The 19171-nt window shown below is 57.8% G+C and carries 15 protein-coding genes; 12 read left to right on the top strand and 3 right to left on the bottom strand.

Annotation, left to right across the window (positions count from 1 at the left end):
- The first annotated feature begins 69 nt into the window (after positions 1 to 69).
- The 5 genes from I2I01_RS14215 (at position 70) to porN (ending at position 5939) form a co-directional block, all read left to right on the top strand.
- On the top strand, positions 70 to 1089 hold the full coding sequence (locus tag I2I01_RS14215; RefSeq protein WP_196287144.1) for a PorP/SprF family type IX secretion system membrane protein: 1020 nt from the start codon (positions 70 to 72) through the stop codon (positions 1087 to 1089).
- Between the two features lie 251 nt (positions 1090 to 1340).
- A complete protein-coding gene (gene porK / locus I2I01_RS14210) occupies positions 1341 to 2357 on the top strand; it encodes a T9SS ring complex lipoprotein PorK/GldK (protein ID WP_196287143.1) in 1017 nt (338 codons plus the stop codon).
- A 129-nt stretch (positions 2358 to 2486) separates the two neighbouring features.
- Entirely contained in the window at positions 2487 to 3263 is a 777-nt protein-coding gene (porL, locus tag I2I01_RS14205) for a type IX secretion system motor protein PorL/GldL (RefSeq protein WP_196287142.1), read from the top strand.
- Positions 3264 to 3309: 46 nt separating this feature from the next.
- The gene (gene porM, locus I2I01_RS14200) at positions 3310 to 4893 is read left to right on the top strand and encodes a type IX secretion system motor protein PorM/GldM (protein ID WP_196287141.1); all 1584 of its coding nucleotides are present in this window, start codon (positions 3310 to 3312) and stop codon (positions 4891 to 4893) included.
- 59 nt (positions 4894 to 4952) lie between these two features.
- On the top strand, positions 4953 to 5939 hold the full coding sequence (gene porN, locus I2I01_RS14195) for a type IX secretion system ring subunit PorN/GldN (RefSeq protein WP_196287140.1): 987 nt from the start codon (positions 4953 to 4955) through the stop codon (positions 5937 to 5939).
- 69 nt (positions 5940 to 6008) lie between these two features.
- Here porN and uvrC read toward each other — a convergent pair whose 3' ends face one another.
- The 3 genes from uvrC to porW form a co-directional block, all read right to left on the bottom strand.
- A complete protein-coding gene (gene uvrC, locus I2I01_RS14190; RefSeq protein ID WP_196287139.1) occupies positions 6009 to 7850 on the bottom strand; it encodes an excinuclease ABC subunit UvrC in 1842 nt (613 codons plus the stop codon).
- A gap of 114 nt (positions 7851 to 7964) precedes the next feature.
- On the bottom strand, positions 7965 to 10307 hold the full coding sequence (locus I2I01_RS14185; RefSeq protein ID WP_211537957.1) for a penicillin-binding protein 1A: 2343 nt from the start codon (positions 10305 to 10307) through the stop codon (positions 7965 to 7967).
- Positions 10308 to 10421: 114 nt separating this feature from the next.
- A complete protein-coding gene (gene porW, locus I2I01_RS14180) occupies positions 10422 to 13604 on the bottom strand; it encodes a type IX secretion system periplasmic lipoprotein PorW/SprE (protein WP_196287138.1) in 3183 nt (1060 codons plus the stop codon).
- A 172-nt stretch (positions 13605 to 13776) separates the two neighbouring features.
- On the opposite strand from porW, the gene I2I01_RS14175 reads away from it, so the two are divergent.
- The 7 genes from I2I01_RS14175 to atpA all read left to right on the top strand — a co-directional run bounded on the left by I2I01_RS14175 (position 13777) and on the right by atpA (position 19102).
- A complete protein-coding gene (locus I2I01_RS14175) occupies positions 13777 to 14010 on the top strand; it encodes an AtpZ/AtpI family protein (RefSeq protein WP_230679084.1) in 234 nt (77 codons plus the stop codon).
- Positions 14011 to 14184: 174 nt separating this feature from the next.
- The gene (locus I2I01_RS14170; RefSeq protein ID WP_196287137.1) at positions 14185 to 14589 is read left to right on the top strand and encodes a hypothetical protein; all 405 of its coding nucleotides are present in this window, start codon (positions 14185 to 14187) and stop codon (positions 14587 to 14589) included.
- Positions 14590 to 14628: 39 nt separating this feature from the next.
- On the top strand, positions 14629 to 15696 hold the full coding sequence (atpB, locus tag I2I01_RS14165) for a F0F1 ATP synthase subunit A (protein ID WP_196287136.1): 1068 nt from the start codon (positions 14629 to 14631) through the stop codon (positions 15694 to 15696).
- A 123-nt stretch (positions 15697 to 15819) separates the two neighbouring features.
- Entirely contained in the window at positions 15820 to 16095 is a 276-nt protein-coding gene (gene atpE, locus I2I01_RS14160) for an ATP synthase F0 subunit C (protein ID WP_196287135.1), read from the top strand.
- 152 nt (positions 16096 to 16247) lie between these two features.
- Positions 16248 to 16745: a F0F1 ATP synthase subunit B gene (gene atpF / locus I2I01_RS14155; RefSeq protein ID WP_196287134.1), complete on the top strand. Its 498-nt coding sequence runs from the start codon at positions 16248 to 16250 to the stop codon at positions 16743 to 16745.
- Between the two features lie 93 nt (positions 16746 to 16838).
- Positions 16839 to 17399 carry an ATP synthase F1 subunit delta gene (gene atpH / locus I2I01_RS14150; protein WP_196287133.1) on the top strand — a complete coding sequence of 187 codons (561 nt, stop codon included), beginning with the start codon at positions 16839 to 16841 and terminating at the stop codon, positions 17397 to 17399.
- A gap of 122 nt (positions 17400 to 17521) precedes the next feature.
- Entirely contained in the window at positions 17522 to 19102 is a 1581-nt protein-coding gene (atpA, locus tag I2I01_RS14145; RefSeq protein ID WP_196287132.1) for a F0F1 ATP synthase subunit alpha, read from the top strand.
- The last annotated feature ends 69 nt before the right edge of the window (positions 19103 to 19171 follow it).

Genomic DNA, 19171 nt, shown 5'->3' with positions numbered 1-19171 from the left:
TTCTTCCATTCGGAACCACCCACCACCCCCACCTTCCTCTTCTTCACCCGTTACCACCACACCTGTCCTATGAAAGGAACGTTACTCGCGACCCTGCTCCTCGCGGCCGCGGCCGGTTCGGCGTATGCCCAACAGCAGCCCCAATTCACCCACTACGGTTTTAATGGTATGGCTTTGAACCCGGCTTACGCCGGCATCAAAGGGCAAGGTGAGGTGAACCTCATCGGCCGCTACCAGTACTTTAACTATGGTACCTTCGGCGATGCCAACGGCTCGCCGCGCACAGGCCTCATCTCGGCCTCGCTGCCCGTCCTGGCCACTGGCGGTGGCGTGGGTGCCGTGGTCTACTACGACCAAGTGGGGCAGTCGAAGATGACCAACGCTTCGCTTTCGTATTCGCAGCACATCAAAGTGGGCTCGGGTAAGCTGGGCATCGGCATCCAAGGTATTTACACCTACTTGAGCAAAGGCACTTACATCGCGCTTGACCAATACGACGTAAACGTTCCCAGCGGCGCCTCTGATAGCAAGTTCGACGCAGGGGTAGGCCTGTGGTACGAATCGCCTAAGTTCTACGCTGGCGTGAGCATGAATAACCTGCTCCGTTCCAAATACACGTTCCAGAGCGCCGGCATCCCCAATCCGAACACCGGTAAGATAGACGGCACTCCCCAGCAGTACATCGCCGAAAACCACGCTTATTTCACGGCCGGCTACAATATCGACGCCTCGTCATCCGTTGTCGTGACGCCGATGGTACTGGTGAAAACCGTGCTACCCGGTGATTTTTCTACTAGCTCTAAATTCAGCAATTCCAAGAACTACTCCTTCGAAGGAGGTGTTCGAGCCACTATCGACGACAAATATTGGATTGGTGCCAACTACCGCACGGAAGAATCCGTTTCGGGCCTGTTGGGAATCAGTTTCGCTAAAGATAATGCAGTGCGCTTGGGCTATGCCTTCGACTTCATTACTCCGAATCAAGACGCTCGTGCGTTCAGCTCGCACGAAATTATGCTCTCCTACCGTTTGCCGAAGCCGTCGGCCAATATCCGCCCGGCTATCCGCACGCCCCGTTACAGCTTCTAATTTTCCTATTCCTCGTTCGATACCGAGAATGAGCATTATCCTAATCCGGTTAGGATAAATTTTAGGCGGCTCCGCAAAATATAATAAGGATTAACCGAGTTATTTGCGCTATCCAGCGTGTTTACCCCGAATTTGGTCGTGTGCAGCGAATACTAGGTATTGCACCGCATCCTAATTTAGTGTAGATTTGCCAGCCCATCTAAATGGACTTTAGCGGTATCAGCAATTACTAAACAGAATTCTAACCCCTCATGAACAAGTTTCTAGCATTATCCCTTTTTGCTATCTCCGGTACATTATTGGGTGGGTGTTTTGGCAAAGGACCGACCGGTGATTTGGTGGGTTCCGAAGACCGGCCCTTCTTTATTCCCCAAGAAGTGCCTTACGGCATGGTACCCTGCCCCGGTGGCACGTTCCACATGGGCCAGACCGACCAAGACATCTCCGCCTCAATGGTGAACATGAACAAGCAGGTGACCATCGCCGGCTTTTACATGGACGAAACGGAGATTACGAACAACGAATACCGTCAATTCGTCGACGCTATCAAGCAAGACTCACTGGATGTGCTGGGCGAAGAGTATGTGATGACCGAACTGTACCCCGACACCACCGTGTGGGTACGCGACTTCACCTACCACATGGGCGACCCCCTGCTCGAGTACTACTACACGCACCCTGCCTTCGACGATTACCCGGTGGTAGGCGTAGACTGGTTTGCCGCTAAGTATTTCTGCAACTGGCGCACCAAGTTCCGCAACGCAGCTCGTGAGGAGCAAGGCTACGCCAGCGACCCCAACTTCCGTCTGCCTTCCGAGGCTGAATGGGAATACGCCGCCCGCGGCGGCCGCGACCTGGCTACTTACCCCTGGGGTGGCCCGTACCTGCGCAACACCAAAGGCTGCATGCTGGCCAACTTCAAGCCCGGCCGCGGCGACTATGCTTCGGATGGCTTCGCATACACTTCGGAAGTGGGCTCGTTCTTCCCCAACGACTTCGGCCTGTATGACATGGCCGGCAACGTGTCGGAGTGGTGCGATGATGCCTACATGGAAGCCTCGGTTCCGGTGGTATGGGACTTGAACCCCACCAACCCGGACGACAACGAACCCCGCAAAGTAGTACGCGGCGGCTCTTGGAAAGACATTGCGTACTTCCTCGAAACCGGCACGCGCAACTTCGAATACCAGGACTCGGCCCGTTCCTACATCGGCTTCCGTTGCTCGATGATTCAGATTGGCATGGGCACCAACAGCTCGCTCAACTAATAGTTAACACAACCCTCAACCGGCGGGAAGACATTATTTTAACCACCCTCCCCTTCTTACACCTTCTTCAACCCCCTTTCAAGTTAAATTCTCATGGCAGCTAAAGGAAGTTTTCTCTATGATACGCTGATGCCCAAAGTTTATGGCCTCGGCGCAGCAGTAGTTATCGTTGGTGCTTTGTTTAAAATCGAACACTGGGCTGGTGCCGACACCATGCTGATTGTTGGCCTCGGCACTGAAGCCCTCATCTTCGCGCTTAGCGCATTCCAGCCTCAGCACAAGGAGCACGACTGGTCGCTGGTATACCCCGAGCTGAGCGAAGGCTACGACCCCTCGACCGGTGACAACCGCCTCAACGCTTCGGACAACTCGTCGAAGGGCCTGACCATGAAGCTGGACGACATGCTGAAGAATGCCAACGTGACCCCCGAAGCTATTTCGAACTTGGGCCAGGGCCTGAACCGCCTGAGCACGACCACTTCGCAGCTCTCGCAGCTGGGCGAAGCCACCAACGTAACCGACGAGTACACCAAGAAGGTGCGCACTGCCGCTGATTCGCTCGAGAAAATCAACGTGGCTTACTCGAACACTGTGGACGCTATTTCGGCCATGTCGAACGCTACCTCGGATGCCAAAGAGTACCACATGCAGGTGCAGAACGTGACCAAAAACCTGGGCGCTCTGAACGCTGTGTACGAAATGGAACTGCAGGATGCCAACACGCACCTCAAGTCCATGAACCAGTTCTACGGCACGCTGAGCAAAGCCATGGACAACATGACCCAGGCTGGCAAAGACACCGAGCAGTTCCAGAAGCAAGTTGCTGACCTGACTGGCAACCTGACTTCGCTCAACCGTGTGTACGGCAACATGCTGAATGCTATGCGTGCCGGCGCTCAAGCCTAAGCGCTTTTTGTCATCCCTTCCACCAAATTTTTAGCGGAACCAGATAATGGCAGGCGGAAAAGAAACACCGCGGCAGAAGATGATTGGCATGATGTACCTCGTGCTAACCGCTCTTCTGGCGCTTCAAGTGAACTCAGCAATTCTGCTGAAGTTCAAATTCATCGATGACAGCCTTTTGGGTGTCAACGACAAGACCTCGCTGGGGGCAGATGGCACCGTGAAAGGTATCCAGGCTGCTGTTCAGAAAAACAACAACCAGCCCCAGGACTTGGCTGTACTTAAGCAAAGCGAAGAGATTCGTGCCAAGACTAAAGAACTAGTTTCTTACCTGCGCGACGTTCGCCAGAAGCTGATGACGGCTACTGAGAACAAGAATGGCGAAATGACCAACCTGAGCGGCGAAGACAAAGTAGCCATTACAATGCTCGGTGGTCAGAAGCACAACGGTCTCGCCTACACCGGCCTCAAGCCGAAGCTGAACGAGTATTCGGACTACATCAAGCAGTTCGTGCCCGCAGCCACGCCGCTGGCATTGGATGCCAAGGAAGACCCCCGTGTAACGGAAAAGGCGCAGAAGAACAAAAACTTCGCTGAGCTCAACTTCGAGAATACGCCGGTAGTAGCTGCTCTGGCTACCATCTCGCAGAAAGAAACTGAAGTGCTGAAGTACGAAGCTGACGCTCTGTCGGCTCTGGCTCAGAAAGTAGGTGCCAAGACGATTGTGTTCGACAAAATCGGCGCTTTCGCCAGCGCCGAGTCCAACACGGTAGCCGCTGGTACTAAGTACAAAGCTGAACTGTTCCTGACGGCTTCGGCCTCGACCATCAGCCCGAAAATGACCTTGAACGGTTCGCCGATTTCGGTGGGCCCCGATGGTCACGGTAAGGTTGAGTTCACGGCTCGCCCGGGTGCATTTAACTCGGAAGGCGTTGCTAAGGCTTCTTGGACCGGTACGATTCGCTTCAACCAGAATGGCCGCGACACCACTTTCGTGAAGAAAGTAGAGTACAACATTACCAAGCCGGTGATGCAGATTCAGTCGGCTTCGGTACAGGCCCTGTACTTCAAGTGCGGCAACAAGCTGAACGTATCGGTACCGGCCCTCGGTGCTCAGTACAAGCCCAGCTTCTCGGCTTCGGGTGCTTCGGCCATTCAAGGTGCTAAAGTGGGTGATGTGACCCTGATTCCGAACTCGCGCGAAGTAACCCTGAACGTGAGCAGCGGCGGCAACGCCATCGGTTCGCAAACCTTCCAGGTTCGTCCGATTCCCAAGCCCACCATTCAGTGCTTCGTAGGTGGCCGTGAGGCCAACGAGAAGCAGGGTACTCCTGGTACCGCTGTGCGCTCGATGACGCTGAAGGCTGTGCCGGATGCTGGCTTTGCCACCTTCCTGCCGGACGACGCTCGTTTCCGCGTAACGCGCTACGAAGTGACGCTGGTGCGTGGCCGTCGCCCCGCTTTGGCTCCCAAAACCATCAGCGGCCCGCAGGCTGACCTGAGCGATGTGGTGAATGCCTACCGCGACGGCGACCGTCTGTACGTTGAAGTGAAAGAAGTACAACGCATGAACTTCCAGGGCAATACCGAGCCGGTGAGCGTTCAGAAACAATTTAATATTCCCCTGCTGTAATATCCGGTGGCTTGGCCACGTTAGCGAACTATCCTACAATCAAGTTGCTTTAACCCGATATGAAATCCATTCACACCTTGGCCGCTGTGGCGGCGGGCTTGTCGCTGTCGCTGGCAGCTTCGGCCCAGGAGCAAGCCACTACGGCGAGCAGCACCGGTTCGCACCGGCCCATTCCCCCGTCTGACCAAATGTTCCGCAAGAGCATCTGGCGGCAGGTGGACCTGCGCGAGAAGCAAAACAAACCGATGTTTTCCGAAGGCAAGGAAATCAGCCGGGTTATCCTCGACGCCGTGAAGCGCGGCGAACTGACGGCTTATAAGAACGACTCGCTGACGTCGACTTTCACGCCGCAGGAAGTACGCACTAACTCCTCTTATGTAGATGAAGGAGTGAAGCTGAGCGATGAGGAAAAAGCCGCTGGTTTTAGCGAGAAGGACCTTGGCGGTGGCGCTGATGATGGCTGGGGTACGCCCGCGCCGAAGAAGAGTGGTGGTGGCACAGCCGCTACTACCAAGCGTCAGCCCAAGCTGGGCGCTAACGGTAAGCCTCTGAAGGACAAAAAAGGCAAAATCATCTACGAAACCGTAGCTGTGGCTCCGCCGCCGCCCCCCGCGCCGGTAGGCAACGAGTACCGGCCGAAGGATTTGTATGAGATGGAAGTGAAAGAGGATATGATTTTCGACAAGAAACGGTCGAGAATGTACCACGACATCAAGTCCATCACGCTGCTGGTGCCCTCGACGCTGCCGACCAACATCTCGGGTATTGAAAAGCCGATTGGCACGTTCAAGTACAGCGACCTGGTGAAGGTGTTCCGCGCCAACCCGCAAAACGCCATCTGGTTCAATGCGGAGAACGACGCACAACACAAGAACCTGGCCGACGCCTTCGAACTGTGGTTGTTTAACTCTTACATCACCAAAGTATCGAACGCTGGCGACAGCCGTCTGGACGACATCTACGGTGGTGCTCAGCAAGGCATCTTGGCCGCTCAACAAACGGCCGCTGACCTGGTGGAGTACGAGTACAACCTGTGGAGCTTCTAATCCCGCAGAACGCTTAAAACAAAAAGCCCTCGCAGCAATGCGAGGGCTTTTTGTTTGCGTTGAAGCAAGCTAATTACTGGTTGGAAGCTGGCGGGGCGGCATGGGATGGGCAGGCGCTTCATTCTCGGCGAAGTAGGCTTGGAGAACTTTTGCTTTGGCTTTGCCGACTTCGGCAACGAGTTCGGCTTCGGAAAGCTCCCGGATTTTCTTTACGGACTTGAATTTGTTCAGAAGCTTATCGGCGGTGATAGGGCCTAGCCCTTTGACGTCGGTCAGCTCAGTTTTAAGCGTAGCCGCGTCGCGGCGGGAACGGTGGAAGGTGATGCCGAAACGGTGTACTTCGTCGCGCATGCGCTGAAAAAGGCGTAGGGACTCGCTTTTCTTGTCGATGTATAGAGGCAACGGGTCGTTGGGAACGTAAATCTCTTCGAGGCGCTTGGCAATGCCGATGACAGCAATCTGGCCCCAAAGGTTGAGGTCTTTCAGGGCCTTGACGGCCATGCCGAGCTGACCTTTGCCACCGTCGATGATGACGAGCTGCGGGAGACTGGCACCTTCATCGACGAGGCGGCGGTAGCGGCGGGTGACGACTTCATACATGGTATCGAAGTCGTTGGCGCCGATGACGGTTTTAACGTGGTAGTGGCGGTAGTCTTTTTTGCTGGGCTTGGCGTTGCGGAAGCAAACCATTGCCGAGACTGGGTTGTCGCCCTGGAAGTTGGAGTTGTCGAAGCATTCGATGTGCTTGGGCAACTCGGTGAGACGCAGGTCTTTTTTGATGGTTTCCATGATGCGCACCTCGTTCACATCCTTGCTCTTCTCGTTCATGCTTTCCTTCTCCTTGCGGGCGTAGAGCACGTTTTTCAGAGCTAGGTCGAGCAGCTTGCGCTTGTCGCCGATTTGCGGCACAGTGAGGGTGATGCCGGGTAGAGGCAGCGCAACAGGCACGTTGGTCAGTATTTCACGCGACTCGCTTTCAAACTCCTGGCGCATCTGCATGACGAGCGGAGCCAGGATTTCGGCATCTTCCTCGTCCAGTTTTTTCTGTACTTCGAGGCTTTGAGTGAGGATGATGCTGCCGTTCATCACTTTGAGGTAAGTGATAAAGCCTGATTTCTCGTTGCTGGCGATGGCAAAAACGTCGATGTTGGTGAGGGAGGCGTTGACGATGGTGCTTTTGGCCTGGAAGGCTTCCAGCTTGTCGAGCTTCACTTTGAAGGCGTGGGCCAGCTCATATTGCATTTCCTGGGCGGCGGCCGTCATGCGTTCCTTGAAATACTGCTTGGGAATGCGGAGGTCACCGTTGAGAATCTGGCGGATTTGCTGGATGTAGCCGTTGTAGGTGGCCTCGTCCTCCTTGGCAATGCAGGGAGCGTTGCAGTTGCCGATTTGCAGCTCCAGGCAGGGTTTGAATTTGCCGGCTGCCACGTTATCGGGCGTGAGATTATAGTTGCAGGTGCGCAGGGGGTAGAGGGCCCGGATGAGCTCCAGCAGCACATTTAGGGCCGTGCCATTGGCGTAGGGGCCATAATAGCGTGAGCCGTCGTTAATCTTGTTACGGGTGGGGATGAGGCGCGGGAAACGCTCATTCGTCAGGCAGAGGTAAGGGTAAGTTTTGCCGTCCTTGAGCAGGATGTTGTATTTGGGCTGGTGCTGCTTGATGAGGTTGTTTTCGAGCAGGAAGGCGTCCGATTCCGAGTCCACAATGGTGAACTCCAGCCGCTTGATGTTGCGGACCAGCTGTTGGGTTTTCTTGTTGTGGTCCTGCTTGGTGAAGTAGCTGCTCACGCGCTTGCGCAGGTCGATGGCTTTGCCCACGTAAATGATGCCCTCGTCGTCGAAATACTTGTACACGCCGGGCTTGTGGGGCAGGGCGTTGATTTGGGCTTGCAGTTCGGGTTTGGCGGCCATGGGAAGGGTAGGGGTAAGCGTATTGATTATAACGAAATATGGCTGACGAAAGTCGCCAGCCATATCAAAATTGTGTAGCTTCCGGCCTGAAGCCGAAGCCTGCGGGCAGTGGGGCTAAATGTCCTTGTCGTCCAAGTCCGACGCATCGGGTACTTGCATCTTCTGGTCGTAGGGGATGGTGTCGCGCTGGCCGCCGTAGTACTTTGAGCAATCAATTTCGATGCTGAGCGGAGCAGCCGGCTTGGGGAAGGGCTGGGTATTCAGGCCGATGCTTTTGTCCTTGTACACCTTCTGCATGAAGAGGCCGTAGAGCGGCAGAGCGGCGCGGGCACCTTGCCCGTAGGCACCGTTGCGGAAGTGAATGCTGCGGTCTTCACCGCCCACCCACATGCCACACACCAGGTCCGGGGTGATGCCCATGAACCAGGCGTCGGAATAGTTGCTGGTGGTGCCGGTTTTGGCCCCGATTTCAAACGGGAACTTGAAGCCGGTGTGCAGGATGGTGCTGGTGCCGCCGGGCTCGGTGGTGCTGGCTTGCAGCATGTTGGTCATGATGTAGGCCGTTTCCTCGTTGAGCACTTCGCGGGTCTGCGTCACGAACTCGCGCAGCACGTTGCCGTTCTTGTCCTCGATGCGCGTCACCATAATGGGGTCGGTGTGCACGCCCTTGTTCACGAAGGTGCCGTACACTCCGCACAGCTCGTAAATGCTGCAATCGGAGGTGCCGAAACCCATTGAGGGCACGGCATCTACTGGCGAGGTGATACCCAGGCGCTTGGCGTAAGTGGCGATGGTTTCGGGGCCCATCTTCATTACCAGCCAGGCCGTGATGGAGTTCATTGAACGGGCCAGCGCCTGCCGCAGCGTGAAGGTGCGCCCAGTGAAGGTGCCCTCAAAGTTCTTGGGGGTGTAGGCCGGGCGGCCAGCCACGGCCGGAAAAGTAGTGGCCACGTCGGGGCGCGGGAAGCAGGGCGAATAGCCACCCTGCTCGATGGCCGCCGTGTACACAATGGGCTTGAACGTGGAGCCGGGCTGGCGCTTGCCTTGGCGCACGTGGTCGAACTTGAAAAACTTGTAGTTGGGGCCGCCCACCCAGGCCTTCACCTGGCCGTTGAGTGGGTTCATGGCCATGAAGCCGGCGCGTAGATAGCGCTTGTAGTAGGCCAGCGAGTCGAGCGGCGACATCATCATTTCCTTCTCGCCCTGCCAGGTAAATACCGGCATCTTATACTTCTTGCGCAGGTAGAAATTCACGGAGTCGCGGTTGCCGTCGAACTGGTTCATCAGCGACTTATAGCGCTGGGTGCGGCGCATGGCAATGTTGAGAAAGTCGGGAATAACCTTGCCGTTCTCGTCGCGCCAGGGCAGTTGGCCCTTCCACTGCGCATTAAACCACTTCTGCTGCAGGGCCAGATGCTCGGCTAGCGACTTCTCGGCGTACTCCTGCATGCGTGAGTCGATGGTGGTGTAAATCTTCAGGCCGTCCGCGTAGAGGTCGTGGTCGGTTTCCTTGGCCCAAGCCAGCAGCGACTTCACCACCTCGGCCCGGAAGTAGGGAGCCAGGCCCTTGGTGGGGTTCTCCACCGAGTAGTGCAGCACAATGGCCTTGGCCGTATCCTGGGCCAGCTCGGCGTCGGTGATGTAGTGCGATTTGGCCATCTGGCGCAGCACCCAGTTGCGGCGCTTGCGCGAGCGGTCGGGGTGCACCACGGGGCTGAAGCGGCCCGGCGCGTTCACGATGCCCACTAGCGTAGCGGCTTCGGGCGTGCTCAGGTCTTTGGGCGACTTGTTGAAGAAGGTCTTGGCTGCCGTGTTGATGCCGTAGGAGTTCGAACCGTACTCCACCGTGTTCAAATACATGCGGATGATTTCGCGCTTGGTGTAATTGCGCTCCAGCCGAATGGCCAGAATCCATTCCTTGGTTTTGGTGATGAGCATCCCGATTTTGCCGCTGCCGTTGAGGGCACCGTCGCTCAGGTCCTGCCGCGTTTTGAACAGCACTTTGGCCACCTGCTGGGTGAGCGTGGAGCCACCGCCATTGTGCGAGAAGGTGAGCACGCCGGTAACGGCCCGCAGCACGCTCTTAGCATCAATGCCCGAATGCTGCTCGAAGCGCACGTCTTCGGTAGCAATAAGGGCATCAATCAGGTTTTGGGGCAGGTCCTTGAACTCAACCGGCGTCCGGTTTTCGCGGAAGTACTTGCCCAGCAGCACGCCATCGGCCGAGTAAATTTCGGACGCCAATTCGGAGCGCGGGTTTTCCAAGGTCTTCAGGTTGGGCATGCGCCCGAACAGGTTCAGGAAGTTGCCGCTCACAGCCAGCACAAACAGGCCCAGGCCTACCACGCCCGCGCCAAACAGCACCCACATGGTCCGGACAAAGGCCGTGAACCGGCCAGGGCGCGCAGGTTTTAGCGGCTGGGGCTTGGCACGGCGGGTAGGAGGGGAAGTAGGCATAAGAAACGAAACGGGAATAGTCAGGCAAAAATAAAGCCTCCGAGGGTGGGCGGAGGCTTTATACGGTTCGGGGGCATTGGTCACCCATACACGCTCGGCAAGCTTCGCGCCTCCTTATTTGTACACGCGCTGGTAGAAGGTCTGGTAGCCGGTCAGGTCGCCCGTGGCTTGCAGTAGCGCCAGGTTTTCCAAGCTGATGACCAGCGTTTGGTAGCCCTGGCCGCGCAGGCGGCCCAGCGGCGACTGGGGCCCGCGCAGCTTGGTGGCGTAGCTCTGGGCCACCTTGGCACCGGGCAGTGCCCGCACTACCACCAGCGTCTGGTCGGCGCCGAGGGCCGGTGTTTCCACGGCCAGGTTGTTGGCTTTAAAATAGCGGCCGTTGTAGGCACCAAGCTGGGTGGCCAGGTCGGCCGCAGGCGGCGTGGTTTTGGGAAATACCAGCACCACAGCGTGAGCACTGCTCAGCTGGGTGGTATAGGCCGTAGCGGGAGCGGCCGGGGCGTCGGCAGGCGGCGGAGTAGTAGCTGCAGCAGTAGCTGGGGCAGCGCCGGTGGTCGGAACAGGCGCGGGTGGGGGAGTCTGTGCAACCGCCGCAGCGGCTTTCGTAGCTGGAATTGCTTTATTATTTGGAACAGTCGGAGCTGGCGATTTCGTAGCGGCACCTTTGTCCGCGGTTGCTTTGTCCGCAGCTGCTTTATCCGAAGCTTCCTTGTCCGAAGCTGCTTTGTCGGATTTAACCGGTGCCGGGCCGGCCGAGCCGCTGGGAGCTGGGGCGGCCGGCTTCGCATCCGGGGCCGGAGCGGTGGGCGCAGCCGTCTTGGGTGCTTCTGGCGTGGCGCCGCTCGGGTTCAATGCCCGGTACGGCGATTCATCTTCCCGGTAAAAAATCCGCATGCGGTTGTCCACTTCGCCGGGGCGGAACAGCGAAACCACCGGCTTTTCAGTCGAGGCCAAAGCGCCCGCCAGTTGGCCCGAGCCTTGTTTCTTATAGGCCTCAGCCAGCGCCTGCGCCTGGGGCACCAGCGGGCTGTCGGGGTAATCCTTATAGAACTTCTCCACCGACGTGCGCGCCGTGAGCGGTGCCTGCGTACGCACCACCAGCAGGGTTTTTAAATAAGCCACCCGGTCGCTTAGGTCGCTCTTAGGGTAGAGCTTTTCGGTGCGGGCCAGGATGGCGCTGGCCTTGGCAAAATTCTGGTTTTTGTAATAGGTGAAAGCCGAATCGACGCGGCTGGCCACGGCGTTGTGCAGGGCCAACTCGTGCTCCCGATACAGCGGGTCGGCAATTAGCTTGGCGTAAATGGACGTGGGAAACTCCTTTTGCAGCGCTGCTGCGTACTGGGCCATCTTGGCCGCGTCGGGCTTGTCTTTGTAGTACAAGTAAAGCAAGTAATACGCATCGGGCGCGTGCTCGCCGCGGGTGTAGCGCGTCACCTGTTTCTCGTAGGTCTCAAAGCCTTTCTCGCGCTCCTTCAGCAGCTCTTTATAGATGCCGGCCAATTCATACATGGCAGTTTCAATCTGCTTGTCGGAAGCCTGGAGCTGAGCCGGCGTGGTGGGCAGTGCACTGCGGTATTTAGCTACCAAGGCATTTTTCTCCGCATTCGGGTCGGCCGCGGCGGCTTTGGCCACCGAGTCAGCTTCGGCACTGTTCACGGCCGTGGTCGAGTTGCCGGTCATACTCAGCGGCACGCCGCCGTTGGCCACGTTGTTGGGCGAGCTGCTGGCCTGGCTCACGGTGCGCCAGTTGTCCTGCAGCTGGCGCCCCTGCCACTTGCGTACAAAGTCGGCCCGCGCCGTGCCCAGCGCCGCCGGGTTGTCGAAATACCACTTGGCACCGCTGGCCACGGCCGTAGGGTCAAACGACATCGGGTCTGGCGCCGTGGAGCCGGGTGCGCCAGGGATGTTGCTCGGCGCCAGGCCGGAGCCAATTCCGCTGTTAGCGTTCTGTTGGCGGTTTTTAAATTCTTCTTCCTTGACCGCGGCTTTCTGCTGTGCAACAAGCCGAGCTTCTTCTTTCTTCTTCGCCGTAATCTCCGCGTCTGCATACAGGTTGAGCTGTTGGTTCAGCTCCTCCTGCGGCAGCTTGGCCAGGGCCTGGAGGCTATCCTGCGTTTCAATGATGGTGTATTGCTTGGCGAATTCCTTCAGAATGTCGCTGCGCTCCTTAATGGCGGCATAGGTTTTGGCCTCCTTGTTCAGGTTCTGCACCGTGCTGTCGTAGTAGGCGGCAGCCAGGCGGTATTTCTGCAGGTTCTCGTAGTAGATGCGCCCTGCCAGCAGGTAGGTGTAGCTTTTCTGCGTCTTGTTGGTAGTAGTGGCCGCGATGGACTGCCGCAGCAGCTTCAGTGCCTCCGGGTAGTTTTTTTCGCGGTAGTTCAGCCGCGCCATCTCGTAGTAAATCTTGTCGCGGTAGTCCTTGTTCTTGGGGTCTTTCAGCAGGCTGGCGAAGTTCTTGTTCAGCCGCTCCCGGTCCTGCGCGCTCAGGTCCGACACCTGCGCCATCATCAGCTTGGCTTGGAAATCCAGCTCATAAGGCGGGTTGCGGCTTAGAATTTGGTCGAGTTGGTCGTAGGCCTTCTTATTCTCGCCCTGGTCCTGGTAGAGCTGTGCCAGAATGTAGCGGGTGCGCGACCGTTCATTCTTAAACTCAATCAGTGGAATGGCCTTCTCCAACTGCGGAATGGCCTTGGCTGGCTCCTCGGTGCGGATATAATAGTCGGCCCGGGTCAGAAACAATTGCCGGGCATCTTTGGGCAGGCCCTGCTCCTTATCCAGCAAATCCGACACGGCCTTAGCACTTTCCATCTCACCCTGCGCCAGGAAAGTCCGCATCAGACCAATCAGCGCCTCGTGCTTGGCATTAGCGTCCTTGCTGGTCGAGTTGACATACTTAAACGTCAGCGCCGCATCCTCAAACTGCATCTCATAGAAGCGCGCCCAGCCCACCACGATGTAGGCATCATCGGTCCAGTCCGAACCTGGCCGATTCTGAATCGGCATGGAGGCCTTCTTAATAACGTCGTTCAAATCGGCCCGGCTGGCGCGCACCGTGCCACTGTCGAGGCTCGGAAACAGCGGCAGCGTCTGGTTGTAGTCGTTGATGCGACCGGCGTAGAGCTTATTCTCGGTGAGCTGCAGCTTCTGGCGGGCCAGGAAATAGGCGTTGTCGCGCGCCGCCACGTTGTTGAACGCGTGCGCTACCAGGTTTTTGTCCGACGCGCAGCCCGCCGCGGCCACCCCAACGAGGAAGACCAGCAGCGCCGCCCAGCGGTATGTCAGCGAAGAGTGTGTCAAAATCAAAGCAAGGGAAAGGACGGGTCCGGGCTGGCGAAACGCGCAAAGCTCCCGGAAATGTTCGATAGCTCCGCACGTTAACGAAGCTCACCGGGTAAAATTACGTTTTTCCGCGGGCAAACACCGCCCGGCCCATCCCGTAACTTTGTCAACCGCCTTAGCCTACTTAATTATGCCCACCACGCCCGACCCCCAGCCCACCGGCAACAGCCGCCTGCAAGCCGTGATGAAGTACTCCGGCCTGGCCTTCCAGATGCTGGCCATCATTGGCGGCTGCGCCTGGCTCGGCTACTGGCTCGATGGCAAGTTCAGCACCGGCCCCTGGCTCACCATCGGTCTGCTGCTACTAGGTGTGTTCGCGGCCGTGTTCCAAGTTATACGGAGCTTGACCAAGGAGTCATTATAAAGCTGTAAATACACACCACCGTCATGCCGAGCGGAGCCGAGGCATCTCGCTCGCTTCGTCCGGCTCCCCTCATCTTTTGGAGAGAAGCCAGAGGAAGGTTTCCGGCGTCAGGCGGCGCGAGCGAGATGCCTCGGCTCCGCTCGGCATGACGCCCTTTTATCATCAATACAACCCATGCCCAAATTCCCGCGCCAGTTCCTCCTCTTCGCCGCCGCGCTGGGCCTGCCCATCTACGCCTTGCACCGCCTCTACGGCCCGGCCGTGGTGCACCCGCGCACGGGGCTGATTTTTGCGGTAATGGCGGGGCTCACCTACTTCGCCTATAGCCTCACCGCCCGCCTTGTGGCCCGTGACCCGGCCAGCCTGGCCATGGGGTATTTGATAGGGATGACGGCCCGTTTGCTGGTCTCGTTGGGACTCGTGACGTGGCTGCTGGCGGGTGGAATTGCCAAGGAACCGCGGGGTGTTTGGACCTTCCTCGGGGCCTTCTTCATCCTGTACTTTTCGTGGGCCGGGTTTGAAATCTGGGCTACTTTGAGTAACTTGCGGCCGATTTCAGAAAAGCAAGTCACGCAATGATAATGCGTTAGCCTGAAATTTGCCATTAATTAACTTTGGATGAAGCGTTTACTGTCGATTCTTCTTTGTTTCGTTTCCCTCTCCGTTTTCGCTAACGAGCCCGCCGGCGAGGGCGCCAAGGCCGAAGGCTTCAATCCTGGCGAAATGATTTTGCACCACATCGGCGATTCGCACGAGTGGCACTGGCTGGCCACCGACAACGGCAACTTCACCACCTACCTGCCCATCATCGCCTACCGTCCCGGCAAGGGCCTGTCGGTATTCTCCTCGAAGCACATCTCCAACGGCGAAGCCGAAGGCCCCGCCAAAGAGTACGATGGCCTGAAGCTGGAGCACGAGCACCTCGTGAGCACCGACGGCAGCAAAGTCTACGACTTCTCTATCACCAAGAACATTGCCGCCCTCATCGGCAGCGCCGTGCTGATGCTCGTCATCTTCACCGCCGTGGCCAGCGGCTATAAGAAAAACCACGGCCGCGCTCCCAAAGGCGTGCAGTCGTTCTTCGAGCCCATCATCGTTTTCATCCGCGACGAAGTAGCCAAGAAAAACATCGGCCCCAAGTACGAGCGCTACATGCCATACCTGCTCACGGTGTTCTTCTTCATCTGGTTCAACAACCTGCTGGGCCTTACCCCCGGCGCCGCCAACCTCTCCGGCAACATCGCCGTGACCATGGTGCTGGCTGTGCTGACGCTTATCATCACGCTGGCATCGAGCAACAAGTACTACTGGGCCCACATTTTCGCCACGCCCGGCGTGCCTAAGCCGCTGCTGCCCATCATGATTATCGTAGAGGTGATTGGCATCTTCACCAAGCCCTTCTCACTCATGATTCGTCTGTTCGCCAACATCACGGCGGGCCACATCGTGGTGCTGAGCTTCATCAGCTTGGTGTTCATCTTCAAATCGTGGGCCGTGGCCCCGGTAACGCTGGCTTTCGGCCTGTTCATCAACGTGCTCGAACTGCTGGTGGCTCTGCTGCAGGCCTTCATCTTCACGCTGCTCACTGCCATGTACATCGGTGGCGCGGTGGAAGAGCACCACGACGCCGACCTGCAAATCGGCTACAACGAGGACGGCTCGCCCATGCACGCCGCCCACCACTAATCTGACTTAATCGGCCGGGCGCCTGCCGCCCGCCAACTGGCTGTTTCGGCCAGACCGTGGCAATCCCCCCCCCCCCGCTGCGGGACTGACGAAATTTTTCTTTTCCCCCTTTTTCCAATTTTTATGTTGCTCTCTTTGTTGTTGCAAGTGGCCGCTATGGCTGCTAACTACGGTCCTGGTTTGGCTGTAATGGGTGCCGGTATCGGTGCAGGTCTGGTGGCTCTGGGCGTTGGCCTGGGCATTGGCCGCATCGGCGGCAGCGCCATGGACGCTATCGGCCGTCAGCCGGAAGCTTCGGGCAAAATCCAGACGGCTATGATTATCGCCGCCGCTCTGATTGAAGGTCTGGGCCTGTTCGCAGTCGTAGTCTGCGTACTCATCTGGACCAAGCTCGTTTAAGGCAGTCGGCCGGGCCCGCGAGGGCTCGGAAGTAGTAGGAAGCCCGCCGCCCGCTGCTGCGCAAGCAGGTGGCGCGGCGGGCTTACCTGCTCCTACTATCAGTAATTGTTGAAGCCGGTTTTAGGAGCCGGTTTTCCATTCCAATACTCACTATGCCAGCTTTCTTATCCCCCGAACTCGGCCTGATTTTCTGGCAACTGGTTATCTTCCTGCTGGTACTGTTCCTGCTGGCGAAGTTTGCCTGGAAGCCGATTTTGCTCGCCCTCAAAGAGCGCGAAGACAGCATCGAAGGCGCCCTGCGCATGGCCGACCAGGCCAAGCTTGAAATGCAGCAGTTGAAAGCCGGCAACGAAAAGTTGCTTGCCGAAGCCCGCCAGGAGCGCGACCGCATGATGCAGGAAGCCACCGTGATGGCCAACCAGCACCGCGAAGCTGAAAAAGCCCGCGCCACCGCCGAAGCCAACACCATCATTCAGCAGGCTCGCGAAGCCATCCAGACGGAGAAAAACGCGGCCCTCGCCGAAGTGAAAAATACCGCCGCCAAGCTGTCGCTCGACATTGCCGAGCGCATCCTGCGCCGCGAACTGACCGACCCCGCCGCCCAAACGCAGCTGGTCGATTCGTACCTGAAAGACGTTAAGCTTAACTAGTTGCTTGTTGTTCGTTGTCAGTTGTTAGTTCGTGCTAATGGCTGATAAACGGCCTGACAACTAACAACCAACAACTGACAACTAAACCAACCAATGGCTGACCAACGAGTAGCGGCCCGCTACGCCAAGTCGCTCCTCGACTTAGGCCAAGAGATGGGTACCCTGGATGCCGTGAAGCAGGACATGGACCTGCTGACCAAGACCATGGCCGAAAGCCGTGAATTGCGCCTGCTGCTGCGCAACCCGATTGTGAAGCACGACAAGAAGCTGGCCATCCTTAAGGCTATCTTCGAAGGCAAGGTGTCGGACATGACTCTGCGCTTCTTCACCATCCTGACCGAGAAAAACCGCGAGTCAGCCATCGAAGGCATTGGCCCCGAGTTTCAGGCTCAGTACAACGTGCTGCGCGGCGTGCAAACGGCCGAGGTAACGTCGGCCGCGCCGCTCACGGCGGTGGCCCGCCTCGAAATCCGCAAGCTGGTGACCGCCCAAACCGGCCTCACCGACGTGCAGCTCACCGAGAAGGTGGACCCCGAGCTCATCGGCGGCTTCGTGCTGCGGGTGGGCGACAAGCAAATCGACGATTCTGTGCGCACCAGCCTCCGCCGGATGCGCACCTCGCTGCAAGAAAATTCATATCAAAGCAAACTGTAGGGTTTTAAGTATTAAGTATCAGGTAATAAGTAGTTAGACACTGCGACTACTGCACTGCCTTTTGGATACCAACTACTTGCTACTAGCTACTTACTACTAACTACTACTTAATTCCCCATACAATGGCAGAAGTACGTCCGGATGAAGTCTCCGCAATCCTGCGGCAGCAACTGTCCAATTTCAAGTCGGAAGCCGAGCTAGAAGAAATCGGCACCGTGTTGCAGGTCGGCGACGGCGTGGCCCGCATCTATGGTCTGAGCAAAGCTCAGGCCGGCGAACTGATTGAATTCGAGAACGGCCTGCAAGGCCTCGTGCTCAACCTGGAAGAAGACAACGTGGGTGCCGTAATGCTCGGCGACTACTCGGAAATCCGGGAAGGCGCCACGGTGAAGCGCACCAACAAAATCGCCTCCATCAAAGTGGGCGAGGGCATTGTGGGCCGCGTGGTTGACACGCTGGGCCAGCCCATCGACGGCCGCGGCCCCATCTCGGGCGAGCTGTACGACATGCCGCTGGAGCGCAAAGCCCCCGGCGTAATCTACCGTCAGCCCGTGACGGAGCCCATGCAAACCGGCATCAAGTCGATTGACGCGATGATTCCGATTGGCCGGGGCCAGCGCGAGCTGATTATCGGTGACCGCCAGACCGGCAAATCGGCCGTGGCCATCGATACCATCATCAACCAGCGCGAATTCTTCGAGCGCGGCGAGCCCGTGTTCTGCATCTACGTGGCCGTGGGCCAGAAGGCCTCGACCGTGGCCCAGGTGGTAAACGCTCTGACGAAGGGCGGCGCCATGGACTACACGGTGGTGGTGTCAGCTTCGGCTTCGGACCCCGCTCCGCTGCAATTCTACGCGCCCTTCACGGGTGCCGCCATCGGCGAATACTTCCGCGACACAGGCCGTCCGGCTCTGGTGGTGTACGACGACTTGTCGAAGCAGGCCGTGGCTTACCGCGAAGTGTCGCTGCTGCTCCGTCGCCCCCCGGGCCGCGAAGCTTACCCCGGCGACGTATTCTACCTGCACAGCCGCCTGCTGGAGCGCGCCGCTAAAATCAATGCCTCGGACACCATCGCCCGCGACATGAACGACCTGCCCGACAGCATCAAGCACTTGGTGAAAGGTGGCGGTTCGCTGACCGCCCTGCCCCTGATTGAGACGCAGGCTGGTGACGTATCGGCGTACATCCCGACCAACGTGATTTCGATTACGGACGGCCAGATTTTCCTCGAGACTAACCTGTTCAACTCGGGCGTGCGCCCGGCCATCAACGTAGGTATCTCGGTATCGCGCGTGGGTGGTAACGCTCAGATTAAGTCGATGAAGAAAGTGGCCGGCACGCTGAAGCTCGACCAGGCCCAGTTCCGCGAGCTGGAAGCCTTCGCCAAGTTCGGCTCCGACCTCGATGCCTCGACCAAGCTCACCATCGAGCGCGGCCGTCGCAACCTCGAAATCCTGAAGCAGCCCCAGTACTCGCCCGTGAAGGTGGAGGACCAGGTGGCCATTATCTACGCCGCCACCAACGGCCTGCTCGACACCGTGCCCGTGAACAAGGTGAAGGAGTTCGAGAAGGAGTTCGGCCAGGTGATGAACTCGCGCTACCCCGACGTGCTGAAGGCCCTGAAAGCCGGCAAGCTGGAAGACGCCGGCACCAAGGCCATCCGCGAGGTAGCCAAGGACGTTTCGGCGAACTACGCCAAGTAAGTTAAGAGTTAAGAGTTAGGAGTTAAGAGTTGTCAAACGGCGGCTCTTAGCTTCTAACTCATCACTCTT

Origin of the sequence: Hymenobacter properus (assembly GCF_015694735.1) — a bacterium.
GTDB classification, from domain to species: domain Bacteria; phylum Bacteroidota; class Bacteroidia; order Cytophagales; family Hymenobacteraceae; genus Hymenobacter; species Hymenobacter properus.
The sequence above is the reverse complement of the archived record's forward strand: the minus strand, read 5'-3'. Positions and strand labels throughout refer to the sequence as shown.